The sequence below is a fragment of the Lentzea pudingi genome, assembly GCF_014646255.1.
Classification (GTDB): Bacteria; Actinomycetota; Actinomycetes; order Mycobacteriales; family Pseudonocardiaceae; genus Lentzea; species Lentzea pudingi.
Genome location: NZ_BMNC01000016.1, coordinates 100,818 through 114,180 on the forward strand (window position 1 = coordinate 100,818; position 13,363 = coordinate 114,180).

Annotated in this window: 10 protein-coding genes; 5 read left to right on the forward strand and 5 right to left on the reverse strand. The window is 70.6% G+C overall.

Annotated features, from left to right (window positions below):
- Positions 1-24: 24 nt before the first annotated feature.
- Together IEY88_RS36200 and IEY88_RS36205 are read left to right on the forward strand one after the other, a co-directional pair.
- Positions 25-1,824, forward strand: a complete 1,800-nt coding sequence (locus IEY88_RS36200; RefSeq protein ID WP_189159426.1) for a Xaa-Pro dipeptidyl-peptidase — start codon at positions 25-27, stop codon at positions 1,822-1,824.
- A 174-nt stretch (positions 1,825-1,998) separates the two neighbouring features.
- Positions 1,999-3,039, forward strand: coding sequence for a DUF4192 domain-containing protein (locus IEY88_RS36205; protein WP_189159427.1), 1,041 nt, complete (start codon positions 1,999-2,001; stop codon positions 3,037-3,039).
- Here IEY88_RS36205 and IEY88_RS36210 read toward each other — a convergent pair.
- Genes IEY88_RS36210 through IEY88_RS36225 form a run of 4 tightly spaced genes read right to left on the reverse strand, consistent with a single transcriptional unit; the run spans position 3,009 to position 7,885 of the window.
- On the reverse strand, positions 3,009-5,012 hold the full coding sequence (locus IEY88_RS36210; protein WP_189159428.1) for a S9 family peptidase: 2,004 nt from the start codon (positions 5,010-5,012) through the stop codon (positions 3,009-3,011). The genes IEY88_RS36205 and IEY88_RS36210 overlap by 31 nt on opposite strands.
- 6 nt (positions 5,013-5,018) lie before the next feature.
- Positions 5,019-5,981 carry a UDP-glucose 4-epimerase GalE gene (gene galE / locus IEY88_RS36215; protein WP_189159429.1) on the reverse strand — a complete coding sequence of 321 codons (963 nt, stop codon included), beginning with the start codon at positions 5,979-5,981 and terminating at the stop codon, positions 5,019-5,021.
- 36 nt (positions 5,982-6,017) lie between these two features.
- Positions 6,018-7,193 (reverse strand): galactokinase, encoded by a 1,176-nt coding sequence (gene galK / locus IEY88_RS36220; RefSeq protein WP_189159430.1) that lies wholly within the window; start codon positions 7,191-7,193, stop codon positions 6,018-6,020.
- On the reverse strand, positions 7,190-7,885 hold the full coding sequence (locus IEY88_RS36225) for an iron-dependent transcriptional repressor DtxR (RefSeq protein WP_189159431.1): 696 nt from the start codon (positions 7,883-7,885) through the stop codon (positions 7,190-7,192). Before IEY88_RS36225 ends, galK begins: the two co-directional genes overlap by 4 nt.
- Positions 7,886-7,963: 78 nt before the next feature.
- Between IEY88_RS36225 and IEY88_RS36230 the strand changes: the two genes are divergently transcribed.
- Positions 7,964-8,815 (forward strand): sulfurtransferase, encoded by an 852-nt coding sequence (locus IEY88_RS36230; protein WP_189159432.1) that lies wholly within the window; start codon positions 7,964-7,966, stop codon positions 8,813-8,815.
- A gap of 16 nt (positions 8,816-8,831) precedes the next feature.
- Here the strand turns inward: IEY88_RS36230 and IEY88_RS36235 are convergent, their stop codons facing one another.
- On the reverse strand, positions 8,832-9,437 hold the full coding sequence (locus IEY88_RS36235) for a DUF3558 domain-containing protein (protein WP_189159433.1): 606 nt from the start codon (positions 9,435-9,437) through the stop codon (positions 8,832-8,834).
- Positions 9,438-9,498: 61 nt separating this feature from the next.
- On the opposite strand from IEY88_RS36235, the gene IEY88_RS36240 reads away from it, so the two are divergent.
- Positions 9,499-10,671 carry an acetoin utilization protein AcuC gene (locus IEY88_RS36240; RefSeq protein WP_189159434.1) on the forward strand — a complete coding sequence of 391 codons (1,173 nt, stop codon included), beginning with the start codon at positions 9,499-9,501 and terminating at the stop codon, positions 10,669-10,671.
- 5 nt (positions 10,672-10,676) lie between these two features.
- Entirely contained in the window at positions 10,677-13,331 is a 2,655-nt protein-coding gene (locus tag IEY88_RS36245) for a bifunctional acetate--CoA ligase family protein/GNAT family N-acetyltransferase (protein ID WP_189159435.1), read from the forward strand.
- Positions 13,332-13,363: the final 32 nt, after the last annotated feature.

The window sequence follows — 13,363 nt, forward strand, 5'->3', positions numbered from 1 at the left end:
TGGCTTCCGCATTGGGGGTGCCTCGTGAGGGGCGCACGAAGAGTTGCACTGCTGACAGCGGTGCTGGTTCTGCCATTCCTGCCCGTGACGGCCCAAGCCGCCGAAGGGCCGGTGTTCAAGGACGGCGAGGCGCAACCCGTCTTCGATCCGAAGGACGTGGTGAAGGAGAGCCTCTGGGTCCGGGCACCGGTCGACAGCGACCGCGACGGCAAGGACGACGAGGTCTACACCGAGGTCGTCCGGCCACGCGCCACCGAGCGCGGTCTCAAGGTCCCCGTCGTCTACATGGTCAGCCCGTACTTCTCGGGCGGTAACGACGTTGCCAACCACAACGTCGACGTCGAGCTGTACGTGCCGGACAAGCGCAACGGCCGTTTGCTGAAGTCCTCCTCCGACGGACGCATCACCGCCGCCCTCGGCCCGAACCCGATCACGTCGGGCCGCTACGAGGCCTACTTCATCGCGCGTGGATATGCCGTCGTCTACGCCGAGTCGCTCGGCACCGGCAAGTCCACGGGCTGCCCGACGACTGGTGACGTCAACGAGACGATCGGCGCGCGTGTCGTCGTCGACTGGCTCAACGGCCGTGCGACCGCACGCACCGCCACGGGCGAAGCCATCAAGGCGACTTGGTCCACCGGCAAGACCGGCATGATGGGCGTCTCCTACAACGGGACACTGCCCAACGCCGTCGCCTCGACCGGCGTGCGCGGCCTCGAAGCCATCGTGCCGATCGCCGCCATCTCCAGCTGGTACGACTACTACCGGGCGGACGGCGCCGTCGTCGCACCCGGCACGTTCCAGGGCGAGGACGCCGACGTGCTCGCGGAGTACGTCTACACGCGTGCGGACCGGGAGATCTGCAAGCCGATCATCGCCGAGATCGCGAAGGACCAGGACCGCATCACCGGTGACTACAGCCGGTTCTGGGACGAGCGCAACTACATGAACGACGTCCGCAAGGTCCGTGCGGCCGTGCTGGCGGTGCACGGGCTCAACGACTGGAACGTCAAGATGACGCACGTCGAGCAGTGGTACTCGGCGTTGAAGAAGGTCGGTGCGCCGCACAAGATCTGGCTGCACCAGTCCGGGCACACGGACGCCGACACGCTGCGTTCGGCCGAGTGGCGGCGCACGCTCAACCGCTGGTTCACCCAGTACCTGTGGGGTCACCGCAACGGCATCGACAAGGAGCCGAAGGCGACGCTGCAGCGTGAGGACAAGACGTGGGTCGACGAGAAGGACTGGCCGGCTCCCGGCACGTCCGACGTGCGGCTGCGGCTGTCCGCGGGTGGATCCACCAAGGGCGGCCTCGGCATCCTGCCCGGTCGCGGCGTCGAACAGCTGACCGACGACGCGACGAAGACGGCCGAGTCGCTGATCGACCTCGCGACCTCGCCGAACCGCCTCTCGTACACCTCGGGGCCGGCGAAGAAGCCGGTGCGGTTGTCGGGCAAGTCGACGGCGAACCTGCGTGTCGCGTTCGACCGGCCCGCGGCGAACGTGACGACGTTGCTCGTCGACCGTGCGGCGGACGGCAGGTCGCACGTCATCACGCGCGGCTCGACCGACCCGCAGAACCGGGAGCGCCCCGACAGGACATCGCCGATCAAGCCCGGCAAGTTCTACGACGTCGAGGTGCCGATCGTGCCGGACGACTACGTCCTGCAGGCCGGTCACCGGCTCGAGTTCGTCGTGATCTCCAGCGACTACGACTACACGCTGCGCCCGAAGCCGGGTGCCGGCCTGTCGCTGGACCTCACCCGGACGTCGGTGGAACTGCCGGTCGTCGGCGGCTGGCGCACCGTGTTCCAGTCCTTCTGACGTGATGCCGCGCTTCGGTCTCCCGGGACCGAAGCGCGGCAACCTAGCACCCACCCCCGACAAAACCCCGCTCCCCGGCACCTCAAGATCTCAACCTGTCCACAACCGCTGAGTTGTCCACAACCTCACGCCCTACCCGGCTCACCACCCGGCCCCACCGCCCACAGTGAGCCCATGCCCTCAACCCTCTCGAAACCGATCCGAGTTCGCGACGCCGGCGATCTCTACGCCGCCATCCCGCACCTGATGGGGTTCCACCCGGCCGACTCGCTGGTCGTGCTGGTGCTGAAGGACCATCTGGTCAGCATGACCATGCGCGTCGACCTTCCACGACCACGACATCGAGGCCAGCTAGCGGCCCAGCTGGAAGGTCCGCTGCAAGAACAAGACGCGTCCGAGGTGATCCTCGTCGTCGTGTGCCCGCCGTCGGAGCACATGCCTGAGGAACTGCCGCACGAGCCACTGGTCAAAGTCCTCAGACACCAGTTGGGCGGCGTGGGCATCGACGTCGTCGAGGCCGTGTGGCTGCCGTCGTGCCAGAAGGACGCGCAATGGCTGTGCTATCTCGACATCGACTGCTCCGGGACGTTGCCGGATCCCCAGTTGTCCGCTGTGGCAGCCGCGTCGGCACACGAGGGCAACGTGACATTCGAGTCGCGCGCGGCCATGGCCGCGATCCTCACGCTGGATCCGCCCGAGGCACTGGAACGCAGATCCACCTTGCTGGACCAGCTCATCACGGCTTCGGGCGATGCCGACCCCGAGGCCGAACTACGCCGGGTGAGCGATGCGATCGACGCCGTGGAGCACCGGGCGGGACCCTTGCCGGACAGCGAGATCGTCGCTCTGGCGAGGGCGCTGGCTGACGCCGAGGTGCGCGACGCGAGCATGGGGTTCGCGGTGCAGCCCAGGTCCAGGCTCGCCGAACGCCTGTGGCTCGAGCTCACCAGGGCCTGCCCGGCACCGGAACGAGCGGAACCCGCGTGTCTGCTCGCGTTCTACGCCTACCAGCGCGGCGACGGAGGGATCGCGTCCGTCGCGCTCGACGTCGCCGAGGAGGCCTGTCCCGGCCACGCGCTGAGCAAACTCGTCCGAGCCGCCGTCAGTGCCGCGTTCCCGCCGTCAGAGGTGCGGGCGCTGTCCGTGAAATACCTGGACAGCGCCCGTGAGCTGCTCGGCCGCGCTCAGAGCAGTTCTGGCCGCTCCCAGTCCTGATCCAGGACGTGCTCGGCCAGGAACGCCCACACCGTCTCGTACCAGACCCGAGAGTTGCCGGGGGTGAGAATCCAGTGGTTTTCCGTTGGGAAGTAAAGGTATTTCGCATTGACCCCGTGACGGACGAGGTCGAAGTACAGGCGATGCCCTTCACCGATGGGAACCCGGTAGTCCTTGTCCCCGTGGATGACGAGCATCGGGGTCTTGATGTCAGCCACCCGCAGGTGCGGGGAGTTGGCCAGGACCCGTTCCGGGTGCGTGAGAGGATCGCCCATCTCCCGCATCCAGAAGTAGGAGCTGTCCGTACCGCCGGAGAAGGCGTCGAGGTGCCACAGCGACGCGTGGGTGACGATCGCGCGGAACCGGTCGGTCTGGGTGGCGATCCAGTTGGCCATGTAGCCACCGAACGACCCGCCCATCGCGGCGGTCCGGGAGGCGTCGATGTCGGCCCGCTCGACCGCGACGTCCGTGATGGCCATGAGGTCGGTGTAGGGCTCAGCACCCCAGCGACCCCAGCCGGCCTTGATGAAGCCGGGCCCGTACCCGGTCGACAGGGCGGGGTCGGGCAGCAGGACGGCGTAGCCGCGAGCGGCCATGAGCCACGGGTTCCAACGCCAGGTCCAGCCGTTCCAGCTCATGACCGGGCCACCGTGCACCCACAGGAGCAGCGGAGCGGGGGAGTCGGCGGAGGCGCCCTCCGGCAGCACGAGCCACGAGCGGACGGTCCGGCCGTCGGCGACGACCGTGGAGATCTCGGTGAGCGTGCCGGGCACCGACGGGATCGCGCCGGGCGCACGCAGCCGTTCGGGATCCTGGTCGGCACCGGTGGCGGCGAGCCGCACCGGCTGAGGCGGGTGGTCGACCGAGTTGCGGAGCGCGTACAGCGTCTTGCTGTCCGGGCTCACGACCAGATCGCTGTAGTAGCCGGAGACCGTCAGCTTCGTGATCTCGCCGGTCGCGAGGTCGAGCCGCCACAGGGGCTGGTGGCCGAGGTGGCTCGCGGTGAAGAAGACCGCCGTCCCGTCCGGGCTCACCACCGGGTGGTCCGGCGCCTCTGGGAAGTCGGGTGTCAGTGGCGTGATCGAGTCGCCCGAAAGCTCCACGCGCACCAGGTCGCGCCGGAATGGCGAGTCCAGAGTGGCCTCACGCACGCGGATCGCGATCACGGCGGACGAGTCCGGGGTGAAAGTGGCGCCGTGGAAGGAGAACCCGTCTTCGGAGGCGATGACCCGGGGCTCGCCGCCGCTGGTGGCCACGACCCGCAGTTCGGTCCGGCGGCCGTAGGCGGCGCTGACGTCCACGGCGTGGCCGTGGACCGCCCACTTCCCGTCTGGGCTCAGCTCGACGTCCTCGTCGCTGAGCCTGCTCGCGGAGTCTTCGCTGAGTGCGGTGACCGCCTCGGCGCCGGTGCCGGCGAGCGGGGTCGCGAACAAGCGCGGGTAGGCCGGGCCGAGATCGGCGTCCCAGTACCGGATCGGGTACGACTCGTGCAGGATCGCTGTCACGCCGGCGTCCTCGCGGGCCTTGCGCTTGGCGTCGTCCTCGTCGCCGAACTCCGTGAAGCGGTACGCCGACGACGTGAACAGCACCGTCTCGCCGGCGGCACGCAGCTGACCGACTCCGCCGCCCGGCCGCAGCACCTCGGCGGCCTCGCCTCGGATCGGAAGCCGCCACAGCGCCTTCTTCTCCTTGGACTCGCCCGGCTTCGCGAGCGGGTCCGGGCGGGCCGAGAGGAAGAGCAGCGACCCGTCCGGCGCGAACACGGGGGAGGAGTCGCCCTTGGCGGAGCGGGTGAGCCTGACGGCCTCCCGCTCCCCGGTCGGATCGACCTCCCAGAGAGCGCCCTGCCACGTCTTACCGTCCGGCGCGAGCGTGGACACGACCGTGACGAGCCTTGTGCCGTCCGGGGACAGCGCGAGCGACGCGAGCCGCGCGGTGGCGTTGTAGCTCTCGAAGGAGGCGAAGTCGGTCATCCCGGCTCAGGCCCCGTGCCGGGCGCGGGTGAACTCCCACGCGTCGCGGACGATGCCGGTGATGTCGGCGCGCTCGGGCTTCCAGCCGAGGTCGGCGCGGGCCCGCTCGGCGGAGGCGACCAGGACGGCCGGGTCACCGGCGCGCCTCGGGGCGACGACGGCGGGGATCGGGTGGCCGGTGACCTCGCGGCAGGTGTCGATGACCTGCTTGACCGAGAAGCCGGTGCCGTTGCCCAGGTTGTAGATCCGGTGCTCGCCGGCGGTGGCGTTCTCGAGCGCGAGGAGGTGGGCGTCCGCGAGGTCCAGGACGTGGATGTAGTCGCGGACGCAGGTGCCGTCCTCGGTGGGCCAGTCCTCGCCGTAGATCGAGATGTGGTCGCGCTGCCCGAGCGCGACCTGCAGCACGAGCGGGATGAGGTGGGTCTCGGTCGCGTGCCGCTCGCCGATGCTGCCGTAGGCGCCGGCGACGTTGAAGTACCGCAAGCTCGTCGCCGCCAGGCCGTGCGCGGCGGCGTACGACGTGATCGCGTGGTCGATGGCCAGCTTGGTGGCGCCGTAGGTGTTGGTCGGCGCGGTGGGGGCCGTCTCGGGGATCGGCACCTCCCGCGGCTCGCCGTACGTCGCGGCAGTCGAGGAGAAGACGAGCTTCGGCGTGCCGTGTTCCTTCATCGCATCGAGCAGGCGAATCGCGGTAAGGACGTTGCCCGTCCAATACTTGCCTGGGTCCTGCATGGATTCGCCCACGAGGGACTTCGCCGCGAAGTGCAGAACGCCGTCGAACCCTTCCGCGAGGACATCGCCGATCACCTCGGCGATGTCGCCCCGGATGAAGCGCGCTCCCGCGGGGACGGCGTCCTCGTGCCCGGTCGAGAGGTCGTCGAGGACGACCACCTCGTGCCCGGCTTCGAGCAACCTGGCAGCGTTCACGCTGCCGACGTATCCGGCCCCGCCCGTGACGAGCAGCTTCACCACAGTCCTCGCATTCCTGATCAGGATCGTTCTTGGCTACCGGTCCCTGCCCGCGCCCGCGGACGGAACCGCCGTGAAGAGCCTCGGCCGCGTCAGCGAGCGCGAGGCGAAGCCGGCGAGCACGGACCGCTCGACCTCGTCGTGCCGTTCGACGGGCACGAGGGCGATGGCCGAGCCACCGAAACCGCCGCCGACCATCCGGGCGCCCAGGGCGCCGGCCGCCATCGCGGAGTCGACGGCGACGTCGAGCTCGAGGCACGAGACCCGGTAGTCGTCCCGAAGGCTCGTGTGGGAGCCGGACAGGAGAGGCCCGACCTCGGCGAGCCGGCCCGTGCGGAGCAGCTCGACGGTGCGCAGGACCCTGTCGTTCTCGGTCACGACGTGCCGCACCAGCGGACGCAGCTCTTCGGGCAGCCGGACGAGCGTCTGGTCGAGCTCGGCGATGTCGACGTCGCGCAGCGCGGGGACGCCGAGGATGCCGGCCGCACGCTCACAGCCTGCCCTCCGGGCGCCGTAGCCACCGTCGACGAGCGCGTGGCTGGCACGGGTGTCGATGACGAGGACCTCGAGCCCGCTGGCAGCCGCGTCGAACGCGACCTGCTCCGGCTTGCCGGAGCGCACGTCGTAAAACAGGGCGTGCGCTTCGATGCAGCACAGCGATGCCGTCTGGTCCAGGATGCCGGTCGGTGCGCCCACGAAGTCGTTCTCGGAGTGCTGCACCCAGCGCGCGATGTCCGGCCGCTCGGCGTCGACGCCGGCGAGGCCGAGCAACGCGAGCGCGACAGCGCATTCCAGCGCGTGCGAGGAGGACAGACCGGCCCCCGCGGGCACGTCGCCCGCGATGACGAGGTCCGCCCCGCCGGTGACGGGGATCCCCTGCTCGCGCAGGGCCCAGGCGACGCCACCGGGGTACGCGGCCCACCCCTTGATGGTGCCGGGGGCTAGGTCGGCGACCACGACCGGGTCCGCCACCTGTACCCCGCCGTCGTCGCCCATCGTGCTGACGGTCATCACGCCGTCGGTACGGGGCGACGCCGCGACCGCGATGCGGTGGGGCAACGCGAACGGCAGCACGTAGCCGTCGTTGTAGTCGGTGTGCTCGCCGATGAGGTTGACGCGGCCAGGCGCCGACCAGACCCCCTCGGGAGCGCGTCCGTGCTGGCGCTCGAACGCCTCCGCGGCCTTCTCCGCCGGTGTCGTCGCCTGGGTCACCGGGCGAGCACCAGGACGGCGTGGGCGACCGCGGGGTCGAGCTCTGCCGTGTTGCCGTTGCCGCCGCGCACCTGGATGACCTTGGCGCCACCGAGCGCCTCGACCTCCACGGTGCCGCCCGGCACGACGCCGGCGTCCTTGAGCTCGGCCATGAGGTCCGGGTCGAGCTGGACGTGCTCCGCGATGCGGCGCACCTCGACGCGGCCACCGCCTCGGCGGGCCACCTCGTCCACGCGCACCAGGTCCGCCTCGGCGGGCGGGGCCGGCTCGCCGTCGCCCAGCTTGTCGAGGCCGGGGATCGGGTTGCCGTAGGGCGAGGTGGTGGGGTTGCCGAGCAGCTTGATGAGCTTGCGCTCGACAGCCTCGCTCATGACGTGCTCCCAGCGGCATGCCTCGCTGTGCACGTGCTCCCACTCGAGCCCGATGATGTCCACGAGGAGGCGCTCGGCGAGCCGGTGCTTGCGCATGACGGCGATCGCGAGGTTGCGGCCCTGCTCGGTGAGCTCGAGGTGGCGGTCCTCCGCCACGACCACCAGGCCGTCGCGTTCCATGCGGCCGACGGTCTGGCTCACCGTCGGTCCACTTTGGCCCAGGCGCTCGGCGATGCGGGCGCGCAGAGGCACCACGCCCTCTTCCTCGAGCTCGTAGATCGTGCGGAGATACATCTCCGTGGTGTCGATGAGGTCGTTCACACCCGCTCCCCTTCGTATGGTGTCGATGGTAGTCGTGCCGGGGGACACAGGTGTCCGCGCGGGTGCAGGATGTGAGCCGTGCATCCCTTGATCACTCCTGAGGCCCTCGCCGACGCGCTGAGTGCGCGTCCGGCCACCGTCGTGCTGGACGTCCGGTGGCGTCTCGGTGGACCACCCGGACGCCAAGACTACGAGGTCAGCCACGTGCCCGGCGCGGTGTACGTGGATCTGGACACGGAGCTGTCCGCTGCGCCCGGCGCCGGGGGCCGTCATCCGCTGCCGGATCCGGAGCGGTTGCAGGAGGTGCTGCGCCGTGCCGGGGTGCGCGAGGGTGCCCAGGTCGTGGCGTACGACGCGGGGGACGGGTCGGTCGCCGCGCGGGTGTGGTGGCTGCTGCGGTGGGCCGGGTTCGCTGAGGTCGCGGTGCTGGACGGCGGGTTCGCCGCGTGGGAGGCCGCCGGGCTGCCGGTGTCCGCGGAGGTGCCGGAGGCGCTGACGGGTGATGCCGCCGGCGACGTGGTGGTGCGGCCTGGGCAGATGCCCGTGCTTGATGCGGACGAGGCGGCGGCGCTCGCCTCGGAGGGGGTGCTGCTCGACGCTCGGGCCGCCCCTCGGTACCGCGGGGAGACCGAGCCGGTGGACCCCAAGGCCGGGCACATCCCGGGTGCGCTCAACGCGCCGGCCACCGGGCACGTCGGAGCGGATGGCCGGTGGCTCGGTCCGCAGGAGTTGGCCGCGCGGTTCGCCGGGCTCGGGGTGTCGGGTGGTGTGGCTGTCGGCGCGTACTGCGGGTCGGGGGTGACCGCCTCGTCGGTGGTGCTCGCGCTGGAGGTCGCGGGGATCACGTCGGCCGAGAAGCCGGCGGCGTTGTACGCCGGGTCCTGGTCCAACTGGTGTGCGTTGGACCGGGAGGTCGCCACCGGCGGCTGATCCGGTCCGGCGGGTGTCAGGCGCCGGGGATGCGGTTGAAGCCCTCGGTGGCCAGCTTGAGGGCGATGCCGCAGGTGTCCAGTTCCTCGATGGCGAGGACGCTCACCGAGAAGGCCGTGGTGATGGCGGTCGGGTCGTCGGTCAGCATGACGGTGACCTGGCAGTCGTCCTTGGCGGGGCTGACCTGCCACGCGGTGTTGCCACCGATCTCGATCTGCTTCTTCTCGGCCTCCTGGTCCGCCACGTCCGGCACCGTGACCATCTGGGTGATGACGGCGGACGGGCCGGTGGTGGTGTGGATGCAGCCGCCATCCGCCGAGGACTTGCCGCCGGTGGCCGCCTCGATGTCCGAGGCCTTGAGGACGCCGCAGGTCTCGAGGCCGGCGGCCTTCTTCTTGGTGGCGATCTTCACGTCGCCCTGTTTCTGGGCGGTGGTGGGGCTGGCCGGCTTGGAGGCCTCGGTGCTGGTGGGCGGTTTCTTCGAGGTCGTGGTGGGGTCGGCGGGTTCTTGGACCGCGGCAGCGTCTGCTGTCGCGGTGCCCCTGACCTGGTCGGCGCAGCCCGAGACGGCGGCGAGGGTCAGGCCCAGTGCGAGGAGGATGGCCGCTGGTCTCAGGTGCATGTCGCCTCTGACCCCTGTTCGGTGAGATCGGTTCCGGGCCCGCGACTGTAGGTTGCTGGGCATGGGTAAGCCAGCCGCTGTTGTCTGGGACAGGTCCTTCCTCGGGTACGACCTCGGTGGCGACCATCCGCTGAATCCGGTCCGGCTCGACCTGACCGTGCGGCTCGCCACGGCGCTCGGGGTGCTGGACGGCGTGGAACTGCGGGCGCCCGAACCGGCCAGTGACGAAGAGATCGAGCTGGTGCACAAGCCCGGGTATCTGAGTGCTGTGCAGGCGGCGCCCACGGCCGGGTGGGACGTCGGGCACGGGCTCGGGACCGCGGACAACCCCGTGTTCGAGCGGATGCACGAGGCTTCGGCGCTGGTGGTCGGGGGGTCGCTGGCGGCGGCTCGGGCCATTACGTCGGGGGAGGCGGATCGGGCCGTCAACATCGCCGGTGGGTTGCACCACGCGATGCCGGACAGTGCGGCGGGGTTCTGCGTCTACAACGACTGTGCGGTGGCCATCGAGTGGTTGTTGCGCAGCGGGGTGGAGCGCATCGCGTATGTCGATGTCGACGTGCATCACGGGGACGGGGTGCAAACGGCGTTCTGGGACGACCCGCGGGTGCTGACGATCTCGTTGCACCAGCATCCGATGAGCCTGTGGCCCGGTACCGGGTGGGCCGGTGAGGTCGGTGGCGCCGGGGCAGAGGGGAGTGCGGTCAACGTGCCGTTGCCCGCCGGGACGCGGGACGGCGGGTGGATGCGGGCGTTCCAGGCGACGGTGCCGGCGTTGTTGCGGGCGTTCCGGCCGCAGGTGCTGGTCACGCAGTGCGGTGTCGACACGCACAAGGAGGACCCGCTCGCGGACCTGTCGTTGAGCGTGGACGGGCATCGGGCGATCTACCAGGCGTTCCGGGACCTGGTCGACGAGCACGGGTACAAGTGGCTCGCGCTCGGTGGCGGCGGGTACGAGCTGCTCAGGGTGGTGCCGCGGTCGTGGACGCACCTGCTGGCCACCGTGCTGGACCGCGACGTCGACCCGAACCGGCCGTTGCCGGCGGACTGGGTCGCCCATGCGACACGGATCGCACCGAACTGGCCTTTGCCCGCGTCCATGACTGATGAGTGCGACGCTGGGTACCAACCGTGGGGTGGGGACGCGCAGGAGCCGGTCGACAAGGCGATCCGTGAGACCCGGCGTGCGGTCTTCCCGTTGCACGGACTCGATCCCGACGACCCCAGGGACTGACAGAAGTGACGGACACCGTCGGAAACACCACGCAAAGGGATCCGTTCGACTTCCCGAGGAGCTGGGAGGCCGACGTCGTCCTGAGCGACGGCGGCACCGTCCACCTGCGCCCGATCACGCCGGACGACGCCGACGAGCTGCGGGAGTTCCACGGGCGGCTGTCGGAACGGACGCGGTACTTCCGGTACTTCGGGCCGTACCCGCGGATCCCCCAGCGCGACCTCGAGCGCTTCAGCACCGTCGACCACCAAGACCGGGTCGCGCTCATCGCAGTCCTCGGCGACGAGATCGTCGCGGTCGGCCGGTTCGACCGGCTCCTCGGCGAGGGGCATCGGGGGGACAGCGCGGAGGTGGCGTTCGTCGTCGAGGACGGGCACCAGGGGCGCGGGCTGGGCAGCATCCTGCTCGAACACCTCGCCGCCGCGGCCAGGGAGGTCGGGCTGGCGCGGTTCGAGGCCGAGGTGCTCGCCGAGAACGGGCAGATGGTCCGGGTGTTCCGCGACGCCGGCTACCAGGTCAGCAGGGCGTTCGAGGACGGCGTGCTGCACCTGGAGTTCGCGATCGACCCCACGGACGAGTCCGTCGCCGTCGCCAGGGCCCGCGAGCAGGCCGCCGAGGCCCGCAGCGTGCACAACCTGCTGCACCCTAGGTCGGTGGCGGTCATCGGCGCGTCCACCGACCCGACCAAGATCGGGCACGCGGTCCTCAAGAACCTCCTCGAAGCCGACTTCAACGGGCCCGTCTACCCCGTCAACGCCGAGCACCGGGCCGTCCGGGGAGTCCGGGCCTACCCGACCGTGCTCGACATCCCCGACGACGTCGACCTCGCCGTCGTCGCCGTGCCCGCGGCCAGCGTCGACGAGGTCATGGACGGGTGCCTCGCCAAGGGTGTGAAGGCGCTCGTCGTCGTCAGCTCGGGCTACGGCGAGACGGGACCTGACGGGCTGTCGGCCGAACGCAGACTCGCGGCGGAGGCGAGAGCGCACGGCATGCGCGTCGTCGGTCCCAACGCACTGGGCGTGCTCAACCTCGACCCGAAGGTCCGCCTCAACGCGAGCCTCGCCCCCAAGCTGCCGCAACGGGGCCGTGCGGGCTTCTTCTGCCAGTCCGGCGCCCTCGGCACGGCCATCCTCGCCAACGCGGCCGGCTGGGGCCTCGGCCTGTCCACGTTCGTCTCGGCCGGCAACCGCGCCGACGTCTCCGGCAACGACATGCTGCAGTACTGGGAGACCGACCCGGCCACGGACGTCGTCCTGCTCTACCTGGAGTCTTTCGGCAACCCGCGCAAGTTCGCGCGGCTCGCGAGAAGGCTCGGCCGCACCAAGCCCATCGTCGCCGTGAAGTCCGGCCGCCACGCCGTCGTCCCCGGCCTCGCCGCCACCGGCGCGAAGGTCGACGAGGCGAGCGTCCAGGCCCTGTTCGAGCAGGCCGGGGTGATCCGGGTCGACTCGCTGGCCCAGTTGTTCGACACCGCGCTCCTGCTCGCCCACCAGCCGCTGCCCCAGGGCAAGCGCGTCGCGGTCGTCGGCAACTCCACCGCGATCGGCCTGCTCGCCGCCGACACCCTGCTGGCCCAGGACCTGGACCTCGCGTGCGACCCCGTGGACGTCGGCGCCCAGGCCACCCCGGAGGAGTTCGCGAAGGCCGTCCAGCAGGCCTTGGACCGCGACGACACCGACGCCCTCGTCGTCGTGTTCGTGCCTCCGATCGCGGTCCCCGGCGCCGCGTACGCCCGCGCGCTCAAGGAGGGCGCGCACCGCACGAAACCGATCGTCTCCACGTTCCTCGCGGTCGAGGGCATCCCGGACGAGCTGAAGATGCCCGGGAAGGGCTCCATTCCCAGCTACGCCAGTCCCGAACGCGCTGTGCTCGCCCTGGCCCGCGCCGTCCGCTACGCCCGCTGGCGCGCCGCTGCGAAGGGCACCTTCGTGCGGCCGGAGGGCATCGACCTCGACCGGGCGAGGTCCATTGTGGACAACGTGGCGAGCGAGGTCCGCCTCGACGACCGCTCGGCCGTCGAACTGCTGGAGTGCTACGGCATCGACGTCGTCCCGTTCCGCATCGCCCACAGTGCGGAGGAGGCCGTCGAGGCGGCGGACGAACTCGGCTACCCCGTCGCGATGAAGGCCACCAGCGAACGCCTGCGCCACCGCACCGACCTCGTCGGCGTCCGCCTCGACATCGCCCAGCGCGAATCGGTCAAGGCCGCCTACCACGACCTCGCCGCGCTCTCCGGCAAACCGGGCGTGTACGTGCAACGCATGGCGCCCAAGGGAGTCAGCTGCGTGCTGGGCCTGCAGGACGACCCGAGCTTCGGCACGCTGGTCTGGTTCGGACTGTCGGGACTCGTCAGCGACCTCCTCGGCGACCGGGCCTACCGGGCGGTACCCCTCACCGACACCGACGCGGCGGAACTCGTTGCCGCGCCGAAAGCGGCGCCCCTGCTCACCGGATACCGGGGCGACGAACCTGCGGACCTGAAAGCACTTCAGGAACTGGTACTCCGTTTGGCGGCACTGGCCGAGGACCTTCCGGAGGTGCGCTCGCTCAAGCTCGAACCCGTTCTTGCTTCTGCCGCAGGGGCTTTCGTGAGCAGCGCCCGCATCGTCATCGGCCCGCCTCCGTCCCTGCACGACGCCGGTCCACGCCGTCTGCGGTGACCGCCGGACTGGTGAGTTACCGCAACGATTCC

What these genes read in the sequence shown, in the direction of transcription:
- IEY88_RS36235 (WP_189159433.1), bottom strand. Translation starts at nt 9,437, where the DNA reads ATGCACCTGAGACCAGCGGCCATCCTCCTCGCACTGGGCCTGACCCTC.
- IEY88_RS36240 (WP_189159434.1), top strand. Translation starts at nt 9,499, where the DNA reads ATGGGTAAGCCAGCCGCTGTTGTCTGGGACAGGTCCTTCCTCGGGTAC.
- IEY88_RS36205 (WP_189159427.1), top strand. Translation starts at nt 1,999, where the DNA reads ATGCCCTCAACCCTCTCGAAACCGATCCGAGTTCGCGACGCCGGCGAT.
- IEY88_RS36210 (WP_189159428.1), bottom strand. Translation starts at nt 5,012, where the DNA reads ATGACCGACTTCGCCTCCTTCGAGAGCTACAACGCCACCGCGCGGCTC.